At 66.6% G+C, this 20,800-nt stretch carries 16 protein-coding genes and 1 pseudogene; 5 read left to right on the forward strand and 12 right to left on the reverse strand.

Going from position 1 to position 20,800, the window contains the following annotated elements; genetic code table 11:
• Positions 1–7 precede the first annotated feature (7 nt).
• Entirely contained in the window at positions 8–1,777 is a 1,770-nt protein-coding gene (gene ngg, locus LG306_RS00480; protein WP_404417036.1) for an N-acetylglutaminylglutamine synthetase, read from the reverse strand.
• Entirely contained in the window at positions 1,767–3,542 is a 1,776-nt protein-coding gene (locus LG306_RS00485) for an N-acetylglutaminylglutamine amidotransferase (protein WP_404417039.1), read from the reverse strand. Before LG306_RS00485 ends, ngg begins: the two co-directional genes overlap by 11 nt.
• Before the next feature lie 65 nt (positions 3,543–3,607).
• On the opposite strand from LG306_RS00485, the gene LG306_RS00490 reads away from it, so the two are divergent.
• On the forward strand, positions 3,608–4,120 hold the full coding sequence (locus tag LG306_RS00490) for a MarR family winged helix-turn-helix transcriptional regulator (RefSeq protein ID WP_404417041.1): 513 nt from the start codon (positions 3,608–3,610) through the stop codon (positions 4,118–4,120).
• Positions 4,121–4,205: 85 nt separating this feature from the next.
• Here the strand turns inward: LG306_RS00490 and LG306_RS00495 are convergent, their stop codons facing one another.
• Positions 4,206–5,870 carry an SLC13 family permease gene (locus LG306_RS00495; protein WP_404417044.1) on the reverse strand — a complete coding sequence of 555 codons (1,665 nt, stop codon included), beginning with the start codon at positions 5,868–5,870 and terminating at the stop codon, positions 4,206–4,208.
• Between the two features lie 527 nt (positions 5,871–6,397).
• A complete protein-coding gene (locus LG306_RS00500) occupies positions 6,398–6,535 on the reverse strand; it encodes an SDR family oxidoreductase (protein WP_404419597.1) in 138 nt (45 codons plus the stop codon).
• A 20-nt stretch (positions 6,536–6,555) separates the two neighbouring features.
• Between LG306_RS00500 and LG306_RS00505 the strand changes: the two genes are divergently transcribed.
• A complete protein-coding gene (locus LG306_RS00505; RefSeq protein WP_404417047.1) occupies positions 6,556–6,696 on the forward strand; it encodes a hypothetical protein in 141 nt (46 codons plus the stop codon).
• A gap of 106 nt (positions 6,697–6,802) precedes the next feature.
• On the opposite strand, the gene LG306_RS00510 is transcribed toward LG306_RS00505, so the two are convergent.
• The 7 genes and pseudogenes from LG306_RS00510 to LG306_RS00540 all read right to left on the reverse strand — a co-directional run bounded on the left by LG306_RS00510 (position 6,803) and on the right by LG306_RS00540 (position 16,630).
• Positions 6,803–6,991, reverse strand: coding sequence for a hypothetical protein (locus tag LG306_RS00510; RefSeq protein WP_404417050.1), 189 nt, complete (start codon positions 6,989–6,991; stop codon positions 6,803–6,805).
• Between the two features lie 12 nt (positions 6,992–7,003).
• The gene (locus LG306_RS00515) at positions 7,004–7,180 is read right to left on the reverse strand and encodes a hypothetical protein (RefSeq protein ID WP_404417053.1); all 177 of its coding nucleotides are present in this window, start codon (positions 7,178–7,180) and stop codon (positions 7,004–7,006) included.
• Positions 7,181–7,448: 268 nt separating this feature from the next.
• On the reverse strand, positions 7,449–9,188 hold the full coding sequence (gene nagE, locus LG306_RS00520; protein WP_404417055.1) for an N-acetylglucosamine-specific PTS transporter subunit IIBC: 1,740 nt from the start codon (positions 9,186–9,188) through the stop codon (positions 7,449–7,451).
• Complete coding sequence (ptsP, locus tag LG306_RS00525) at positions 9,185–11,317, reverse strand: phosphoenolpyruvate--protein phosphotransferase (protein WP_404419599.1); 2,133 nt, start codon at positions 11,315–11,317, stop codon at positions 9,185–9,187. The genes nagE and ptsP overlap by 4 nt, the downstream gene beginning before the upstream one ends.
• Positions 11,312–11,719: pseudogene (locus LG306_RS00530) on the reverse strand (PTS glucose transporter subunit IIA); the annotation flags it as partial. The gene ptsP and the pseudogene LG306_RS00530, both read right to left, overlap by 6 nt.
• Position 11,720: 1 nt before the next feature.
• Positions 11,721–13,856 (reverse strand): family 20 glycosylhydrolase, encoded by a 2,136-nt coding sequence (locus tag LG306_RS00535; RefSeq protein ID WP_404417058.1) that lies wholly within the window; start codon positions 13,854–13,856, stop codon positions 11,721–11,723.
• 113 nt (positions 13,857–13,969) lie between these two features.
• Positions 13,970–16,630: a TonB-dependent receptor gene (locus LG306_RS00540; protein WP_404417061.1), complete on the reverse strand. Its 2,661-nt coding sequence runs from the start codon at positions 16,628–16,630 to the stop codon at positions 13,970–13,972.
• A 262-nt stretch (positions 16,631–16,892) separates the two neighbouring features.
• Here LG306_RS00540 and LG306_RS00545 point away from each other — a divergent pair, with 262 nt between their 5' ends.
• From LG306_RS00545 to nagA, 3 genes are read left to right on the forward strand one after another with little or no spacing between them, the layout of a single operon-like run.
• On the forward strand, positions 16,893–17,636 hold the full coding sequence (locus tag LG306_RS00545; RefSeq protein ID WP_404417064.1) for a GntR family transcriptional regulator: 744 nt from the start codon (positions 16,893–16,895) through the stop codon (positions 17,634–17,636).
• A gap of 35 nt (positions 17,637–17,671) precedes the next feature.
• Positions 17,672–18,682 carry an SIS domain-containing protein gene (locus LG306_RS00550; RefSeq protein WP_404417067.1) on the forward strand — a complete coding sequence of 337 codons (1,011 nt, stop codon included), beginning with the start codon at positions 17,672–17,674 and terminating at the stop codon, positions 18,680–18,682.
• The gene (gene nagA / locus LG306_RS00555) at positions 18,682–19,854 is read left to right on the forward strand and encodes an N-acetylglucosamine-6-phosphate deacetylase (protein ID WP_404417070.1); all 1,173 of its coding nucleotides are present in this window, start codon (positions 18,682–18,684) and stop codon (positions 19,852–19,854) included. Before LG306_RS00550 ends, nagA begins: the two co-directional genes overlap by 1 nt.
• Before the next feature lie 504 nt (positions 19,855–20,358).
• On the opposite strand, the gene LG306_RS00560 is transcribed toward nagA, so the two are convergent.
• Positions 20,359–20,556, reverse strand: coding sequence for an integrase arm-type DNA-binding domain-containing protein (locus LG306_RS00560; RefSeq protein WP_404417072.1), 198 nt, complete (start codon positions 20,554–20,556; stop codon positions 20,359–20,361).
• Between the last annotated feature and the right edge of the window lie 244 nt (positions 20,557–20,800).

Raw genomic sequence — 20,800 nt, forward strand, 5'->3', positions numbered from 1 at the left:
GCCTCCTTCAGGCTTCGGATCGCGGAAACGTCCGTGCAGCGGCCGGTGCGGACAGTGGAAAGAGCAGATCCACGAAACGCTCGGCGGTCGGTTGGGGTTCGTGGTTGGCCAGGCCGGGGCGCTCGTTCGCCTCGATGAAGGCGTAGTCGGGTTCGCGCGGCGACTTCACCATCAAATCGATGCCGGTGACCGGAATGTCGATGGCGCGTGCGGCGGCGACGGCGGCGCGGATCAGGGCGGGATGCACCTCTTCCGTGACATCGTGGATGGTGCCGCCCAGATGCAGGTTGGCCGCCTTGCGCACCAGAACCTCGGCACCTTCAGGCGCCACGTCGTCGAGACGATAGCCGGCCTCGGCCAGGGTGCGTTCCGTCTCGGCGTCGATCGGGATGGTGGATTCCCCACCGGTGGCGGAAGCGCGACGACGGCTTTGGTGTTCGACGAGGGCGCGCAAAGTCGAGCGCCCGTCGCCGACGACGCGCGGCGGACGACGCAAGGCGCAGGCGACGACGTTGTAGTCGATCACCACCAGCCGAAGGTCCTCGCCCTGAACCTGTTCCTCGACCAAAACCTCGGAACAGATGCGGCGCGCCCGGACCAGAGCCGTCTGGACCTCGCTCATCGTCGTCATGCCGACCGCGACGCCTTGCCCCTGCTCACCCCGCGCCGGCTTGACCACCAGAGCCCCGAACCGGACGAGGGCATCGTCGATGGCCGAGGGGTTCTCGGGATCGATCCGCTCGGGCACGCGCACGCCGGCCGCCTCGACGATGCGGCGCGTCATCCGCTTGTCGTCGCAGATGCTGAGCGCGACGGCCGAAGTCAGTTCCGACAGGCTTTCACGACACCGCACCGACCGACCGCCCCAGTTCAGGCGAAACAGCCCGCCCTCAGCGTCGATGATCTCGGTGTGGATGCCGCGCCGACGCGCCTCGTCGACGATGATCCGGGCATAGGGGTTTAGGTCGTGGTCATCGGTCGGGCCGACGAAAAGGGCCTCGTTGATCGGGTTCTTGCTCTTGACCCCGAAGAAGGAAACCCGCCGAAAGCCCAGCTTCTCATACAGGGCGATGGCCTGGTCATTATCGTGCATGACCGACAGGTCCATGTGCGCCAAGCCTTGGGTCTTGAAGTGCTCGGCCAGACGCCGGACTAGGGCCTCGCCGACGCCCGGCTGGGTCGCCTGGGGATCGACCGCCAGGCACCATAGCGAAGAACCGCATTCCGGATCCTGAAAGGCGCGGGCGTGATTGACGCCTGTCACCGTGCCGATCACAGCCCCCGTCACGGTGTCCTCGGCGACGAAATAAGTCAGGGTCCGGTCGTCCCGATGCGACCAGAAGAAGTCAGGCGGGACCGGCACCATCTTGCGCTTGGCGTAGATGTCGTTGACCGCCTGCGCATCCGTTTCCGACGTCAGCCGGCGCACGGTGAAGCCTCGGGGCTGACGTCGGCTGGTGCGATAGGTCGCCAGTTCCAGCCGATAGGTGTGCGACGGATCCAGGAAAAGCTCCTGCGGCGCCGAGGCCAGCAGGACGTGCGGACTGCGGACATAGAAGGCGATGTCGCGCCGGTCCGGCCCCTCGGCGCGCAGGGCCTCGACCAACGGCTCCGCCGTCTCGAAGGTCTGTGCGAACAGCAGTCGGCCCCAGCCGCAGTCCAGCACGGCATCGGGGGTCGGTCCCTCCCCGGACTGCACCGGGGGCTTCAGGCCCTCGTGCCGCAGACGTTTCAGCCGATGCGCCTTTGATCGCTCGGGGCGGATATCAGACGCCATGCTGCTGCATCCACATTTCCAGGACTGCGACCTGCCAGAGCTCGGAGCCGCGAAGGGGTGTGATGTGCTCGGTGGGATTGGCGAACAGGGTGTCCAGATAGGTCTTGTCGAATAGACCCCGCTCGCGCGCCGCCTGGTTGGTCAGGGCCTCGCGCACCATCTCCAGATACGGACCCTGGATATATTTCAGCGCGGGCACGGGGAAATAGCCTTTCTTGCGGTCGATGACCTCGGAAGGAATCACCAGACGCGCCGCCTCTTTCAGCACGCCCTTGCCGCCTTGCGCCAGCTTGTGCTCGGGCGGGATGCGGCCGGCCAGTTCGACCAGTTCGTGATCCAGGAACGGCACGCGCGCCTCCAGACCCCAGGCCATGGTCATGTTGTCGACCCGCTTCACCGGGTCGTCGACCAGCATCACCTGGCTGTCCAGACGCAGGGCTTGGTCGACCGGCGTAGCCGCGTGGCCTTGCGCGAAATGAGCCTCGACCAGGGCGCGGCTGACGTCGGTGTCGGCCATATAGGCGCCGTTCAGCTGGGTCTTCAGCGCCTCATGACTTCGGTCGAAGAAGGCCTTGGCGTAGGTTTCGACCGGATCGGTCGCGCCCAGCATCGGCGGATACCAGTGATAACCGGCGAACACCTCGTCGGCGCCCTGCCCCGACTGCACCACCTTGATGTGTTTGGAGACTTCCTGGCTCAACAGGTAAAAGCCGACGTTGTCGTAAGAGACCATCGGCTCCGACATGGCGCCGATGGTGCCCGGCAGGGCCTCCATCAGCCGCTGATGCGGCACGAAGATCTGGTGATGCTTGGTCCCGTAATGTTTGGCGATCAGGTCGGAATAGACGAACTCGTCGCCCTTCTCGCCATTGGCTTCCTCGAAACCGACCGAGAAGGTCATCAGGTCCTTCTGACCCAGTTCGGCCAGCAGACCGACGATCAGGCTGGAATCCACTCCGCCCGACAGCAGCACGCCGACCGGCACGTCGGCGACCATGCGGCGCTTCACGGCTTCGCGCAGGCTGTCCAGGACCCGATCGCGCCAATCCTCGGCCGTCAGGGCCGCGTCCTCAGCATGGCGGGTCATGTCGGGATGCCAGTAGAGGCGGTCCTTGGCCCTCCCATCCGCCTCGATCACCCGGATGGTGGCCGGCGGGAACTTCTTTACGCCCTTCAGGATCGTGTGCGGCGGCGGCACGACCGCATGGAAAGTCATGTAGTGGTGCAGGCCGACGGGATCGATGGTCTTGTCCATGTCGCCCGCCGCCAACAGGGCCGGCAAGGTCGAGGCGAATCGCAGACGCTTGCCCTGTTCGGTCAGATACAGCGGCTTGATGCCGAAACGGTCGCGAGCGATCACGGTGCGGCCGGTGTCGCGCTCATGAAGCACGAAGGCGAACATGCCCTTGAATCGCTCGACGCAGGCTTCGCCCCACGCCTTCCAGGCCTTGATGATGACCTCGGTGTCGCCGTGCGAGAAGAAGCGGAACCCCATCCCCTGCAGCTCTTCGCGCAGTTCGGGATAGTTGTAGATGCAGCCGTTGAACGCCAGGGTCACGCCCAGGTCAGGGTCCACCATCGGCTGCTGAGCTTTCTCACTTAGGTCGATGATCTTCAAACGGCGGTGACCCAGCCCCACAGAGCCGCGCATAACAATGCCGGAGCCATCCGGTCCACGCGGCGAGAGCGCATCGGTCATGCGTTGAACGGCGCCGGCATGGGCCGGTCGTCCGTCGAAATTGATCTCGCCGCTAAGACCGCACATGGGTCCTCCTTGAATTGTGGAAGCAGCGGGTACAAATGGTTAGGACACGAAAGAGTTCAACCCCAATGGCCGATATTTCCCATGAGCCAGGCTCTGAAGCGGCGGTTGACGCCACCGCATCCCTTGTCCGTTCGGTCCGACGCATCGCCCAAGCGGTTGATGTTCGGTCTCGAGAAATCTCCCGCCTGACCGGTCTGACGCTGCCGCAGCTCCTCGTGCTGCAATCGATCCGCGCAATGGGTGAAGTCAGCACCAGCGCGATATCGCGGGACGTTTCCATGTCGGCGCCGACCGTCGTCGCCGTGCTGGACAAGCTCGAAGCCAAGGGCATGGCCGCCCGCTATCGCTCCACCGTGGATCGCCGCGTGGTTCATGTGCGTTTGACCCACGCTGGGCAACAGGCGCTGAATACGTCCCCAAGCCTGCTCGGCGACGGCTTTCTCGCCGCCTTGGCGGAACTTCCACACAGCGAACGACTGGCGATGGCTCAAGCTGTCGAACGCCTCGCGGTCTTGATGCAGCCTCGCGACACTTCGGACTCTTCGAAGCCACACTATGAGGCTGTCAGGCCTTCATAATCGGCTCGGGACATCAAGCCGGCGAACAGCCGGTAGCGGTAATCCTGACCTGTCTATTTAACGCCATCTCATGGCCTCGAGCCAATCAAAGAGGCCAAAACAGCAAGATGAGCGATGGCCCCGTGACCAGAACGAGCGCGCTCAAAGGCGCGCCCAGCCTGGGATAATCGGAAAACTTATAGCCGCCAGGCCCCATGACCAACGTGTTGCACTGGTGACCGATGGGCGTCAGGAAGTCGCACGCCGCGCCGACCGCGACCGCCATCAGGAACGGGTCTGGATTGTAGCCAAGCTGCTTGGCCAGCGTCGCTCCGATCGGGGCGACGATCAGAACGGTCGCCGCATTGTTCAGGAAAGGCGTAACCGCCATTGAGGCGAGCATGACGCCGGTAATGGCGACGACGCCCGGCAAGCCTGTGAACACGTGGCGAAGCAGTCCTGCGATCAGGTCGGACCCTCCCGTGGATTGGATCGCGTCTGAGACGGGAATGAGGGCCGCGATCAGAACGAGGAGGGGTCCATCGAGAGCGGCATAGGCCTCACGCATCTTCAAGCCGCCTAACGCGACGATCACGACGGCGGCGCCGAAGAACGCGACGGCGACTGGAACCAGGCCAAGGCCGACGAGCGTCATGGCGCACGCAAGAACAACAGCCGGCATGAAGCGCCTGCGCACGCTTCCGAGTTGAACCTGACGCTCCGCCAGTGGCAGTAAATCCAGCGCCCTCAGCGCGACCGGCAGCGCCTGTTCGGCGCCTTGAAGCAGGATGATATCGCCGGGCGCCAGTTTTGCCGTCCGCAGATGCTGGGTGAGTTGAAAGCCGCTTCGCGACACGCCCAGCAGATTGATCCCGTGTTGGCCGTACAGATCCGAGCTTCGAACAGACTGCCCTTGTAGCGGGGAGTTTCGGCCTATGACCGCCTCTACGATCGCAATCTCCTCGGATGCGGTCGCCATGGGAACCGGGCGATCATCGCGAATGAGATTCATCTGAGCCCGACTGACGAAGCCCTCCAGCGCCTGCTGCTCGCCCTCGATCAGCAGCGCGTCACCCGCCTTGACGACGACATTGCCTCTGGGATTCAGCCGCCGTTTCCCTGATCGGATCAACGCCATGATCTTGACCTCGCCGTCGCCGAGGGCGCCGAGAGCGGACACGGTCATAGATCCCGGAGCCCAGCCTTCAGGCGCCCTGACTTCCGTGGCATAAGCGTTGGCGGCCAAGGCCGCGCTCATGGACGTCGCGCCCTGTCGATCGCGGGGCAACAGACGATAGCCGAACGCCAAAAACGCCAGGGCGATCAGCGTGAGCGCCAGGCCCACGGGTGCGTAGTCAAACATGGCGAAGGGTTCGCCGACGATGCCTTGGCGCACTTCGGCGACGATGATGTTCGGGGCGGTCCCGACCAGGGTGACCATGCCGCCCGCCATGGCGCCGAAAGCCATCGGCATCAGAAGCCGGGCGGGAGACGACTTCGTCTGGCGCGCCACCTGAAGCGCCACCGGCATCATGATCGCCAATGCGCCGACATTCTTCGTCGCCATGGAAAGCAACGTCACAGCGCCGGTCAGAACCGGGACTTGGGAGCGCTCAGTCTTTAGCAGCGGCATCACCCGCCGCATCGCGAGTTCAATGACCCCCGACCGGGCGAAGGCCGCCGAAACGATCAGCGCGCAGGCGATGATGACGGTGACGTCGTTCTTGAAGCCGTCAAACGCAGCCTCGGCGGGGATGATGCCGATCGCCAATCCTGCAACCAACGCGACGACCGCGACTAGGTCGTAACGAAACCGGCCCCAGATGAAGGCGCCGATTGTCAGCCCGACAAGGCCAAAGGCCAGTCCCTGTTGAAGCGTCACTCGCCTAGCGCCCTCGCATAATCAGCACGCAGCGTAGGCTCAATGCTAGAAGGCAGCCAGCTCTCTGGGCCTGCCAACGTCAGAAGAGCATCTGCCGTCAATCCTACATAGCGCATGAATCGACAGGGCGATGCCCTTAGCCGACCGCCACAAATGGCCGACCCTTCCTGTCGCATTAGCGGCCGTGCGAGAAGCGGGCTCTTCGAATGTCTGCAACGAGTCAAAACCCACCCTATCGCCCTCGCGGGCCTTCCGACAGTCCAGTCCAAGCTAGCCCGACTCTCCCCGTCCCGCGCCAGCACCGGCGAACAAGGACGGCGACGCCATTCCGACAGGCCATTTCCAGGGCTGCGTTCCGCTTGCCCGGCGTTCGCCCGCTGTTGGCCGCCCCCGGGTCTATCAAGACGGATTTGCGGTCAGACGGTCGGCACAGTCCCGCCATCGACGACGATTTCCGCCCCATGGATCGAACTCGCCCGGTCGGAGGCTAGGAACGCAATGGCCTCAGCGACTTCCCACGATTCAGCGCCGCGTCCGATGGCGATGCCGCCCAGCCCCGCGAGGACGCGTTGTCGTGCGTCTTCGCGCGTGCCGTTTCGCCGCCCTGAATCTGTCCAGGAATACGTCCGCGCCGTCCGTCATGATCCAGCCCGGCGAGACCGTGTTGACCCGCACGCCCTTCGGACCAAGCTACTTGGAAATGGATTTGCTGTAAGTCCGCAGCGCGGCCCTGGCGGCGGCGTAGGCTGCGGTCGCATCCGGCAGGGGCAAAACCGACTGGATCGAAGTGACGTGCACAACCGCGCCCGCGCCCCGTTGGATCATGTGGGGATCGGCAGACGATCGAGGCGCACGGCCGCTAGAAGGTTCAGACTCAACTCGGAGATCCAGTGCTCGTCTGTCAGGGCAACAAAGCCGCCACCCGGTGTGCTGGAGCCGCCCATCACATGCGCAAGGATGTCGACGCCGCCCAGCCGGTCGAGCGCGGCCTTGGCGAAGGTTCCCCCCACCTTCGGCGGTCGTCAGGCCTGAACGAACGCCACGCCGTCGAGGGGCTCCGGATTGTAGCGCGCTGCGGTGATCACCCGAGCGCCGCCGGCCAGAAACCGTTGGACGGTGGCGCGTCCCAACCCCTTGGTGCCGCCGCTGACGAGGGCGCGCTTGCCCGCGAACGCGTTGGGAGTCGCCGGGACGCTCATGCCGACACGTCCATGGTCTGGATCGCATCGCCGTCCAGTTCGACGTGGTAGGTGAAGCGGGTCGGGCTGCCCGGGAAATTGCCGTGGGCCGGACCCGCCTCTTACAGGGCGATAAGCACAAGATGCTGGGGATGCGTCCGGCCGAGGGAGCGAGACCCCGCGATAAAGGCGCGTCATGGCTCATGCGTGGCCGTCGGCGGCCCGCTCTTGCCGATGCGACCGGCGCCGCGCCGATCGAGATCCGGTTCGTGGACGGGTCAAGGTCGGATCAGCCTGGCGTGGCTCCCGGGGTCCCGGAAAGGCCCGCCGCTATGGCGTCCGCGCCCGGACCGACAATCAGGTGTACGGTGTCAGGGCCTGTGAAAGCGAAGCCCCGAACGCTGCTTCGCTGAAGCGCCGCCTCATCCACCCGCGCGCCGTCACGCACGCCGATGCACAGACGCGAACCCCGGACAGCTACGGACGCCAGATTCGCAGCCCCTCCCAAGGCCGAAGCGACGGCGCGCTGACTGACGGATGAAGACGACGTCGCTTCGGACAGCGCGCCCTTGATCTCGTCGGCCACCGCATCGGCGATCGGCCCCAGGATGACCTGGAGGTCGTCGCCGGAAGGATAGATGACCCCACGGGCTCCAAGCGCCTTGAGCGCCGGCTCGTCGATCCGATCGCGCGCGTTGATCACCAAGCGCAAACGGGTGGTGCAAGCCGCGATCGCCCTCAGATTGTCCGGCCCTCCCAACGCCCTCAAGAAGGCGGACGCGCGGTCGCCAGGCCCTGCTCTCGCCACGGCTGACGCCGCCGACGGGGCCGCGGACGGGGCTCCCGCCAAGCCCTCCGTCGCCGGCTCTCGCCCCGGCGTCTTCAGGTCGAAGCGAACGATGAAGAACCGGAACAGGCCGTAGTAAACCGCCCCATAAGCCAGCCCCACCGGCGCCAGCAGCCACGGCCGGGTCGCCTGACCGTAGTTGATGACATAGTCGAACAGCCCCGCCGAGAAGGTGAAGCCGAGATGCGACTCCAGCAGGCTCATGATCACCATCGCCAGTCCGGTCAGGACCGCGTGGATGGCGTAGAGTACTGGAGCCAGGAACATGAAGGTGAACTCGATCGGCTCGGTCACGCCTGTGAGGAACGCCGTCAAGGCCAGCGACGCCAGCATTCCGCCGACCGCCTTTTTTCGCTCGGGCCTGGCGGTATGGTACATCGCCAGACACGCGGCCGGCAGGCCGAACATCATCACCGGGAAGAAGCCGCTCATGAACGCGCCCGCTGTCGGATCCCCCGCGAAGAACCGGTTGAGGTCGCCGGTCACGCCGCCGTAGTCGCCCACGATGAACCAGGCGACATTGTTCAGGATGTGGTGCAGGCCCGTGATGATCAGGAGCCGATTGAGCACGCCGTAGACGAACAGTCCGATCTCTCCGGAGCCGACGATCGTGCGGCTGAAGACGTCGATCGCGTGGTCCAGCGCCGTGAACCCCAAACCCACCGCCAGAGCCAGGATCAGACCCGCCAGTCCGGAGATGATCGGCACGAACCGCCGCCCGCTGAAGAAGGCGAGATATTCCGGAAACTGCAGCGTGGAAAACCGGTTGTAGAAGCTCCCCGCGATCAGGCCTGAGAGAATCCCGAGCGGCACGCCCAGACGGGCGATCGCGCTGTCCTTGAACGCCGCCGTGGCGAGCTTCGCGGCGGCCTCGGTCATGTCGGCGACGACGTCCGGCGGCGCCGCGATCAAGGCCTTGGCGCCCTCGGTGGCGATCAAGAAACAGACCACCCCCGCCAGTCCGGCCGCGCCGTTGTTGTCCCGGGCGAACCCCACCGCGACGCCTATGGCGAACAACAGGCCGAGATTGGCGAAGATCGCCTGGCCGGCGGCGGCCAGAAAGGCGATGTCCAGCAGGTCCGGCTGTCCGAGGCGCAGCAGCAGGCCCGCCACCGGCAAGACCGCGATGGGCAGCATCAACGCCCGGCCGAGCGGCTGAAGGCTGGACAGACCGATCTTCATGCGGGCGCTCCTGCGGTGTGGGGCGGGGTTCGGCTTCGGTCGAGGGCTTCGGCGGCCAGCTGGCGCACGGCGTCCGCGCTCTCGACCGACAGGGCGGAAGCGGCCAGCGCACGGCATTCGCCCAAGGTCAGGCTGCGCACGGCGGCCTTGATCTCGGCGACCATGGCGGGGGCGGCGGAAAGCTCGGTGACGCCCAGCCCGATCAGGATCGGCGCCGCCAGCGGGTCGGACGCCAGCCCGCCGCAGACGCCGGTCCAGCGGAGGTCTCCGGCGCCCGCCGCGGCGGCGGCGATCAACCGCAGCACGGCCGGATGCAGCCCGTCGAGCTGCGCCGCCAGATGCGGGTTCTGTCGATCCATGGCCAGGGTGTACTGGCTCAGGTCGTTGGTGCCGACGGAGATGAAGTCGATTTCCGGCCGCAGGAGATCGGTCGTCATCGCCGCCGCCGGGGTCTCGATCATCACCCCCAAAAGGGGCGTCGCGGAGCCGGCGTCGGTCGCCGCGCGGTCCAGCAGGGCGCGCGCCTGACGCACCTCGGCGACGGAGGCGATCATCGGCAACATGACGGCCACAGGCCCCGAAGACCGAACCCCGCAGATGGCGCGCATCTGGGTCAGAAGAAGTTCGGGATGCAGCAAGCCGGAGCGGACGCCGCGAAGGCCCAGGGCGGGATTGTCTTCATGCGGCATCGGCAGATAGGGCAAGGGCTTGTCCCCGCCAGCGTCCAGCGTCCGCACGATCAGCGGCCGTCCTTCAAGCCCGTCGGCGATGGCCTGATACTGGGCCCGCTGCTCACCCTCGTCGGCCGGGGTCTGCCGGTCGAGGAACAGAAACTCGGTTCTCAGCAGTCCGCAGCCTTCCGCCCCCCCGGCCACGGCGCCGGCGGCTTCGGACGCCGCGCCCAGATTGGCGAAGACTTCGATCCGGGCGCCGTCCGCCGTGCGGCACGGTTCGTTCGAAGCAGCCCGAGCTTCGGCCTTGCGGCGACGATCGGCGGCGGCACGGCTTTCCGAGGCCGCCAGGGTCTGGGCCGACGGCGAGGCGGTCAGACGGCGTCCGTCCGAATCCAGCACCACCAGGGTCCCGTTTGCGATCCGGTCCAGACCCTCGCCCGCCGCGACCAGGGCGGGCACGCCCATGGCGGCCGCCAGGATGGCGACGTGGGACGTGGGGCCGCCGCGCGCGGTGCAGATCCCGGCCAGGCGCGCGCCGTCCAGGGCGATCAGCTGGGAAGGAAGAAGATCATCGGCCAGCAGAACGTCGCCCGGCCCCAGAGCTGGCGGCGCGGCCGGCGCGTCGCCCGTCAGCTGGACCAGCACCTGCCGCTCGATATCCATCAGATCGTCGGCGCGCTCGGCCATGCGGGGATCGCCGAGCGAGCGCAGCAGCCCGGCGGTCGCCCCGCAGGCGGATCGCCAGGCGAAGGCGGCGCTTTTCCCCTCGGCGACGGCCTGATGCGCGGCGGACACCAGCTCGGGATCGGTCAGGAAGGCGGCGTGGGCCGCCAGTATGCTGCGCCGTTCCACCGGGCCGCCCAAGGCGCCGGCCTCGAGCCGCCCGGCCACGACCTCAAGCGCCGCGTCCAGGGCCGCCGCCTCGTGCGCCGCGCCCTGCCCGGTCTCGCAGACCACGATTTCGCTCAGCCGCAGATGGACCGCCTTGCCGACCACCAGGCCGGGCGCCGCGCAGACGCCCGAGAAGACCAGTTCGCCGTCGTCGCCCTCGACGGGTCCGGCCGAGGCGACCGTCGGCGGCGGCGCGGCGTGGGCCGGTCCGGCCTTCTCACCCATGCCGGACAGGATCAGTTCGGCCAGAGCGGCCACCGCCGCCTCGGCGTCAGGCCCGGAGGCGCTCAGCGTGAGGTTGTCGCCGTCGCGCAGGCCCAGCGCCATCATCCCGACCGGGCTGGACGCGCTGGCGGTGCGTTGACCGGCCATCAGGGTGATCCGGGCCCGATGTGCGGCGGCGACGCCCGCCACCCGGGCGGCCGGCCGGGCGTGCAGACCATGGGGCAACGGCGACCGGATCGTCCGGCTTGCCGATCCCTCCGACGTGGCCTCCGATACCGCCGGAGGTCCGCGCTCGATCCGCAGCACGGGCTGCCCCGCGGTCACCAGCCGGTCTGTCACCCGCTCCGACAGGGCCCAGCCGTCGCCGGTTACGACCACGGGCGTGATCAAACTGGCCGCGTCGCGCGCGACGGTTTCCAGATCGAAGGTCAAAAGACGATCTCCGGCCTTCACCCGGTCACCCTCGGCCACATGCGCCACGAAGCCTCGACCGGCGAGCGCGACGGTTTCCAGTCCGACATGGATCAGCACCTCGATGTCCGTGTCGCTGCGGATACTGACCGCATGGCGCGAGGACGGCAGGACGGTGATGACCCCGTCGAACGGCGCCCGCACCTCACCCTCGGTCGGGTCGATCGCAAGGCCGTCGCCCAGCATCCGCTCCGAGAAGACCTTGTCTGGAACCTCGTCCAGGGGCGCGGCCCAGCCGGTGATCGGCGCCAGAAGCGTCACCACGCCCATTTCAGTTCGCTCCCGTCGGGCTCAGTCTCACCCAGTCCAAAGCCCACATCGGATCGATGCCGTGCTGGGTGAACGTCAGGCACAGATCGTGCGCCCCCGCCCGAGCCGGCAACCGGCCCTCCAGCACCGTCACGCCATGCGAACGCGCCGCCTCGGTCAGAGGCAGGCTGAGCACCGGATCGCCTTCGCAGCCGTCAATCCGCACCTCGAACTCACCGACGGGTCCAGCGGCTGGCCGCACATGGACCTTGGCGAGATCGGCTCCGATCTGGAAGTTGAACGGCGCCTGGCCGACAGCGGCCTCCAGCATGACGCCCTGCGTCAGATCCGCGGCCTGATAGGTCCAGCACGGGTTCATGATGTCCATCGTGAAGGCTGCGCGTTCGCGTTGCACCGGCGCGTCGTCGATCAGGGTCAGGACCAGCCCCTCGGTGCACAGCTTCATCTGGTGATCGTAGCGACGCTCGCCGTCGGCCGGCGGAGCCATCTGGGCGGTGTCCAGCGCGGACGCGGCATAGTCGATGCCCAGCCGGCGATAGCGGGACAGCTGGGGCTGCAGCCGCCGGCGGAAGTCGTCCCAGTTCCTCGTGCCCGGCCGTGACCAGGCCAGCTCCGACAGGGCCGCGATCCGGGGATAGGCCATATATTCCACCCGATCCTCGCTCACCATGTGCTCGGTGAACAGATTGACCTGCACCCCCAGGACGTGGGCGCCCTCTTCCGGCGTCAAGGCCGCGGGGACCGGATCGAAGTCGTAGATGTCCTGCACCGAGACCACCCGGCCGCGACCGGGCGCGCCGTCGTTCGGGCTCTGGCGATTGTCGAGATAGAGGGTCGGCTGGGCGATCAGCACCGTGTCATGGCCCAGGCGGGCGGCCTCGACCGCGCCGGCAATCCCGCGCCAGGACATGACCGCCGCATCGCCTTGCATGCCGCCTTCGAGGATTTCGTCCCAGCCGATCAGTCGGCGGCCGTGCTGGTTCAGATACTGTTCCATTCGCCCCATGAACCAGCTCTGCATGGCGTTCTCGTCGGTGATCCCGAGCGCGCGCATGTGGGCCTGGACGCCTGGCGAGGCCTTCCACTGATCCTTGACCGCCTCGTCGCCGCCCAGATGCACGTACTTTCCGGGGAACAGGTCGATCACCTCGCCCAGCACCTCCTGCAGGAAGACGATGGTCGTTTCATCGGTATTGAACAGGGTGTGATAGACGCCCCAGTCCGACGGCACCGCGGACACGGCGCTATTCGGCGCGTCCTGGACGCCCAACTCGGGATAGGCCGCGACCGCCGCGCTGGCGTGACCCGGCACATCGATCTCGGGAACGACCGTGATGTTTCGGGCGGCGGCGTAGGCGACGATCTCGCGCACCGTGTCCTGACTGTAGAAGCCGCCGTAGAGGCGCGCCCGACCCGTCGCCGGATCGATATCCGCCCGGGCCGCATCGCCTTCCGGCACACGCCAGGCGCCGACCTCGGTCAGTTTCGGGTGGCTGCGGATTTCGAGGCGCCAGGCCTGATCGTCGGTCAGATGCCAATGGAAGACATTCAGCTTGTGCAGGGCCATCCAGTCGAGGAAGCCCTTGATGAACGCCGGCGACTGATAGTGGCGCGCGGAGTCCAGCATCACGCCGCGCCAGACGAAGCGCGGCGCATCTTGGATATGCACGGCCGCGATCGGCGCGGGTCCGGCCTCGGTCTGGGTCGCCAGCTGCCAAAGGCTGATGAGCCCGTATTGCAGCCCCGCGTCGTCGCCCGCGGAAATCGTCGCGCCGCTCGACCGAACGTCGAGGACATAGCTTTCGGCCGCCGCCGTCCCCCCGCGTGTCAGGGCTGCGCGTGTCAGGACGATCTCGCCCCACTCGCCTTCGACCACCGTCACGGACAGACCGCGGGTGCGTTGCATGAGATCGGCGAACCGGTCCGCGGCCGCCTTCGCCTGCCGGTCACCCGCCGGAACGGCGAGGCGGGCGCCGGTCCTGAGGATGAAGACCCCCTCCCCGGGCTCCAGGCGCGCGGGTTCGGGAATGATGGCCGCAACGGGGGCGGACATCCGCTCGGCCGGTAGTCCGGGGCCGGCGCAGGCCCCAACGGAAAAGGCCAGGAAGGTCAGGAGGACGGCAGGCAGTTTCGACATCGTACGCTTCCGATCCGGCGACCTGACGAAGGTCTCTCGAGGAGCCTAGGTCGTCGTACCCGGGAAAAAGAGGCGGAGACCGGTCGCCCGGTCTCCGCCCAGTCGCTCAGGGTCTAGTAGCGATAGCGGACGCCGGCGTAGAGGGCCCGGCCGTTGTCATAGGTGGCGCGCGGACGAACCGCGTCGCCGGCGAACTGGATGATGTCCTCGTCCAGCAGGTTCTGGCCTTCCAGGGTCAGGGCGACCTGCGGCGTGACGTTCCAAGCGAAGGAGGCGTCCAGCGAGCCGATGGCGTCCTGGTTCAGCTGGGTCGACCGGTCGAAGGTCACGAAGAACGCCGAACGGTAGTTGTAGGCCACCCGGACAGAGAAGGTGTCGTCCTCGTAGAAGACCGAGGCGTTGTACGAATGCTCGGAGTTGCCCGGCAGCGGATCGCCGCTTTCGGTCTGCACGTCGGAATAGGTGTAGTTGGCCTGGACGCCGAAACCGCGCCAGATGTTCTTCACCACGGCCAGCTCGATGCCCTGCAGTCGCGCGCCGCCGCCGTTGGCCCGACGGTTGATCGTGAACTGGCAGTTATAGAGCACCGGGTTGGCCGGACCGGCCGCCGTACAGAGCGACAGGTTCGGCGTGGTCGTCTCGATCGCGAAGGTTTCGAGCGACGGCGCATCGGTGATGAAGCTCTCGATGTCCTTGTAGTAGACCGCCGCCGAGACGATCGTGCCCCGCTCCGGATAGTATTCCAACGACAGGTCGAACTGGTTGGCGCGATAGGGATCGATGTTCGGATTTCCGCCGACGCCGGTCAGCGAGCCCGGGTTCAGCGAGGTGCGCGGCGCCACGTCGGTAAAGTCGGGACGGGCCATGGTCCGCGCCGCGGCGAAGCGGAAGACCACGTCGTCCGTCAGGTCAAAGGCGAAGTTGGCGCTAGGCAGGACGTCGGTGTAGCTCCGATCGGCGCTGACCGCCGTGAAGGTCCCGAAGGCGTTGGAGACGTTGGTCGGGGACGCCACCAGGGCGTTGACATAGCCGCTTGAGCTCTGGTCCGTGCGGACCACCCGAACGCCGATGTTGCCGCGCCAGCCCTCGCCTGCGAACTCGCCCATCACATAGCCGCCCGCCGCCTTCTCATTGACCGAGAAGATTTCCGGATAGTTCGACACCCGGGCCCGCACGCTCGCCGGCAGGCCGTAGAGGATCGATTCCAGCTTGCTCCGGTCGACCTGCCAGTAGGAGGCCAGGGTGCCCAGTGCCTTGATGTCCTCGAGATAGTCGTTCGGCGTCAGGCCGCCGGCGAAGCTCGCGGGCGTACAGGCCGCACCGCCGCAGCCCGAAGCCGCCAGCGGCAGGAAGAAGCCGCCGTAGGTGGTCGCCTGGAAGTCGGTGTCGCGGTCGTGATCGGTGTACTTCAGCCCGACCTTGATGGCCTGCAGGGGCCCAAGGTGGACGTCGTACTTGCCGTCGACATAGGCGTAGAGCTCGCTGTCGTCGTTGGTGACCGCGTGCAGGGACGCGAAGTCGAACTGCATGTCGGTCGGATCGGTCGGATCCAGGTTGAGGAAGGTGACCTGGGGCGTCTTGCCACGCAGGTCATAGGTGAAGGCGGCCGGGGCGCCGAACTCGACGAAAGGCTGGTTCGTCGTATCCCCACTCGCCTCGGTGTAGCCCACCTTGAAGTCCAGGCTTAGGCGGTCGCTCGGCGTGAACCGGCCGTCGAGGGCGATGTTGCTCGTCGTCGCCTCGGCGTCGCGGTCGATGGCGTCGAACACCGCGCCACGGCCGCCCGGCGTGGAGGTGATGGTGCCCACGACCGCCGTATTGTCCACCACAGTGGTGTTGGTCAGGGTTCCCCCGCCGCCCAACGCATTGGAGCCCCAGGCCAGGTAGTTCTGGTTGAAGTTGTCTGCGCCGAATCGCGAATAGAGGCCGGTCAGGGTCAGTTCGACCTGATCGGTCGGCCGCCACTGGACCGCGAAGTTGGCGCCTTCTCGCACCCGCTCCTGCTCGAAGAGGGCCGAACCGATCAGGGACGGAACCAGCAAAGTACCCGGGCCCGGATCGTTGTCGAAATAGCCAAGCACCTCAACGCCGTCGCGGCGAATATTGCGCTTCTGATAGATGCCTGCGACCAGGACGCCGAGGGTCTTGTCCGCATTGCGCCAGCTGACCAGGGCCGAGGCGTTCGGGTCCAGATCGCCGGCGTTCTCGTTATAGGCGCCCTGCACCGAGCCGAACGCCTCGAATTCCTTCAGGTCGAGCGGGCGGCGGGTGCGGGTATCGATGGTGCCGCCGATGCCACCCTCCTCCAGATCAGCCGTCGGGCTCTTGTAGACCAGAGTCTGGCCGATGATCTCGGAGGGCAGCATGAGGAAATTGAAGCTGCGGGTCGCCGACAGCTGCTCAAGGATGAACCAGTCGGCGGTGGCCAGGCCGTGGCCGTCGATCAGGGTCCGCGTCAGATTGGGCGAGGTGCCCCGCAGCGAAACCCGCTCGCCTTCGCCGAACTCGCGATTGATGACGACGCCCGGAACCCGCTGGAGCGCTTCAGCGACGTTCTTGTCCGGGAATTTGCCGACATCCTCGGCGGTGACGACATCGACGACGGCGTTGGCGTTTCGTTTGGCGCCGATCGATTCCAGGATCGATGCACGGATCCCCGTGACGACCACATCGTCAACCGTGGTGGCGGACTGGTCGTCCTGCGCCATCGCGGCGCCTGCCGACAGCGCCAGCGCGCTGACGGTTCCGATCATCAAAGCCCGACAATTACGCATGACCAATCCCCTCCAATGTTACAGGCCCGCTCCCCAGCGATCCCCGACAATGCCAATAGAAGACCAATAAAGGCCTTCACCTATCGCTGGCTCTCCGGAAAGCGCCGTGGAGTGGAGCCTGTCATCGAACAATCATGTCTGACAAGCCCAAATCGTCACATTGGACATATCTTTTTTTCATATTGGTTCTTGATTGGTTTGGTCAGATGGGTTGTGATGATTGCAGCGATAGGCCAAGTCTGCTCCATCGCCCGGGGAGCCCATGTCATTCTCTGAACTGATCGGAACGCTGGACGCCCGCCGCCCGGCCCCGCTTTACCAGCAGCTGCAGCAGGCGGTCCGCGAGGCCATCGCCCAACGCGTGCTCAAGGCGGATCAGGCCCTACCCGCTGAGCGCGATCTGGCGGCGGAACTGGATGTGTCACGCATTACGGTCCGCAAAGCGTTCGACGGCCTCGTCGCGGAGGGCCTGCTGTCGCGCCGTCAGGGCGCCGGCACCTTCGTCGCCGCCCGAGTCGAGAAGAGCTTCTCCAAGCTGACGTCCTTCTCCGAGGACATGGCCGCGCGCGGGCGCAAGCCGACCAGTTCCTGGCTCAGCCGGACAGAGGGCGCGGTGACGCCGGAGGAGTCCCTAACCCTCGGCCTCAGCCCCGGCACCGCCGTCTATCGCTATCAACGGATCCGCTATGCTGACGCCATGCCGATGGCGCTGGAATATTCGACCGTGCCGGCATCGTGCCTCCCGTCCCTGGAAGCGGTGGAGCTTTCCCTCTATCAGGCGCTGGACGCCAACGGGCAGCGCCCCACACGCGCCCTGCAACGCCTGCGCGCTGTTCTCTTTAGCGCTGAACAGGCCGAGCTTCTGGGCGTCGCACCGGGCGCTGCGGGCCTCCTGATCGAACGTCGCGCCTTTTCCCGGACCGGTCAGGCGGTCGAGGTCACCCAGTCCTTCTATCGCGGCGACGCCTACGACTTCGTCGCCGAGCTCAACGACGGTCCGGCCTGATGCGGCTTGTCGAAAAGCAGGCTCTCGAGACTCTGATGTTCCGGGAGGCAGCCGATTCCGGACGTGTGGTCGCAGAGCAACTGCGCCTCAACCGCCCGCTCGCTGAAGCCCTGGGTCAGCGTCTGCGGGACGTCGCGCCCACCGCAGCCCTGATCTGCGGGCGCGGCAGTTCCGACCATGCCGGCGTCTTCGCCCGCCACCTGATCGAGACCGGGGCCGGCCTGCTGACCAGTTCGGCCGCCCCCTCCGTGGCCTCGGTCTATGCAACGGCCCAGAACATGCGCGGGGTCGTCTGCATCGCCGTGTCCCAGTCGGGCAAGAGCCCCGACCTTCTGGCCTCGGTCGCCGCTGCCCGGGGCGGCGGCGCCTTCGTGATCGCCGTCGTCAATGTCGAGGATTCGCCGCTGGCCCGCACCGCCGACGCCGTCGTGCCCGTGCGGGCCGGTCCGGAACACTCGGTAGCCGCCACCAAATCCTTCATCGCCAGCCTGACCGCGCTCGCCCAGATGATCGGCCATTGGCTCGAAGACGAGGCGCTGCTCGCCGCGCTGGAGACCTTGCCGGACCGGCTCGAAGAGGCCTGGGCGCTCGACTGGTCCGCGGCCCTGCCCACGCTGAGGGAGGCGCGCAACCTCTATGTCGTCGGGCGCGGTCCCGGATATGGCGCGGCGCGCGAGGCCGCCCTGAAGCTCAAGGAGACCTCCGGTCTTCACGCCGAGGCCTTCAGCGCTGCGGAAATCCGTCACGGCCCCATGGCTTTGGTCAAATCCGGCTTTCCGGTCCTGGTCTTGCCCCAGGACGACGAAAGCCGCGACGACACCCTGTCGCTGGCTGCGGAGTTCGCGGGTCGGGGCGCGAAGGTTCTCCTGGCCGATGTCTCCCCAGCGCCCGGGACCATCGCCCTGCCCGCCCTGTCCGCCCATCCGGCGTTGCAGCCCATTCTGCTGATTCAGAGCTTCTATCGCCTGGCCGCTGAACTCGCCGTCGCACGGGGTTACGATCCCGACCGCCCCCCCTATCTCAACAAGGTCACCGAGACCGTCTGATGACGACCACCTATCGCAACGGCCCCATCCTGATCGACGGCGCCTTCGCCCGGGACGCGGCCGTAACCATCGATGGCGACCGGATCGTCTATGCGGGACCGGCGTCGGACGCTCCCGACGGCGAAACGGTGGATCTGGCCGGACGCATGCTGGTCCCCGGCTTCATCGACACCCAGGTCAATGGCGGCGGAGGCGTGCTGTTCAATGACTGCCCGACCGTCGAGTGCATCGACGCCATTGGACGCGCCCATCGCCGCTTCGGCACGACCGGCTTTCTCCCGACCCTGATCAGCGACGACCTCTCGGTCATCGATACCGCCATCGACGCCGTGGAGGCCGCGATCGCCCAGGGCGTCCCCGGGGTCCTCGGAATCCATATCGAGGGACCCTATCTCAACGAGTCCCGCAAGGGCGTGCACGACGCCTCGAAATTCCGGACCCTCGACGCCGAGGCTGTCGCGCGCCTGACCCGGCTGAAAGGCGGCAAGACCCTCGTCACCCTCGCGCCCGAAATGACCACGCCGGACATGATCTCTCGTCTGGTCGGCGCCGGGGCCGTGGTCGCGGCAGGCCATACCGATGGCACTTACGCCGAAACCCGCGCCGGGATCGAAGCCGGGATGACGGGCTTCACCCACCTGTTCAACGCCATGTCGCCTCTGACCAGCCGCGCGCCGGGCGCTGTCGGGGCCGCGCTGGAAGACATCAACGCCTGGTGCGGCCTGATCGTGGACGGCCATCATGTCGATCCGGTCGTCCTGAAACTGGCGCTGCGCTGCCGCCCGCTCAACCGCTTCATGCTGGTCACCGACGCCATGCCCAGCGTGGGCTCGAAAGACGACCATTTCTACCTCCAAGGCCGGCGCATCACTGTGCGCGACGGCGTCTGCCGTGACGCGGACGGGGTGCTGGCCGGATCGGACCTCGACATGGCGGCCTCCGTGCGCAACGCCCGGGACCTGCTCGGGCTCACACTTGCGGACGCCGTGGCCATGGCGACCCGTTGGCCGGCGCAGTTCCTGAGACTCGACGATCAGGGCGAAATCGCGACGTCGCGTCGAGCCAACCTCGTCATTCTCAACGACGACCTTTCCGTCGCCGCGTCGTTGATCGCCGGCGAGCCCTGTCGACCTGAAGCCCTGGGCTCCATGGCCCTTCTCCCGACGTTCTGAATCCAGGCGAGCGCCGGTCTGAACGCGGCCGCACGAGATCGAGGCCTAGGGATCCCAAGGCGCGCGAGCCCCAAGTTTCGGCCGCGCGCAGTTGACCAGGGGAACCGTGGGTCAGATCGACAGGACCACGATCGTCCCCTCGTTGCGCGTCACGCCGCAAGGGGAAAGTTACAACGTTCGCACCCTGCCTAGAGCCTTTGAAGAGGCGCATCCTGGGGAAAAAGCCCTCTATTCCCACCGCCGCAATGACAGGAACCCGGGACACCACCCGCGAGGCCGCATGAATGCCGCCGCGCGTGTGCGGCGTCGCCTCTCCCCGAATACGACCCGATCCGACGTCGACCATCAGCCGCTCGATGTCCGCTCGGCCGATGTCGGTGACCTTCATCCTGCCCAGGCGAGGCTTGATGTGGCGAGCGATGCGGATGCGGCCGATCCGCAGGGTCGTTGCCTTCTTCATCGTCACGCCCTCCTTCATGTAGAGGTCGCAGCGCTCCGACATCGTCAGTTCTTCCCGCCGTTCGACTTGGTCACCTGGGGGTCACCACCTGACGCGACTTCGGCCAGCACAGCAGCCGCCCTTTCGCGGGCTTCTTCCGCAGTCACGACACCATGGCGAGCGATGTGAAGGAGGCGGTCGGCGCCGCCGAGCGTGCGGTATCGGACGACGAAGGTTTTGGTGTCGCTGACGGCGACGCGCACCCCGAAACCCTTGAGCTGCGTGTCCCAAACGGTGAAGCGCGCCCTTCAGATGTCAGGGCGTCGACCAGACGTTTGGTGATCTTTCCAGACCTGGGGTTCTGAGTCATTGGATCTCTCCTTAGACCCACGCGGGGGCCGGTTTCTGGTCCCGGTTTTGGTCACCACATGGTCACCAGCCTGGAGGATTTCAGAGGATAATCGAGAAATCAGCGGCAAAAGAACCAACCCTGAACCTGCCCACCAC

Origin of the sequence: Brevundimonas vesicularis, from assembly GCF_044807075.1 — a bacterium.
GTDB classification, from domain to species: Bacteria; Pseudomonadota; Alphaproteobacteria; order Caulobacterales; family Caulobacteraceae; genus Brevundimonas; species Brevundimonas vesicularis_G.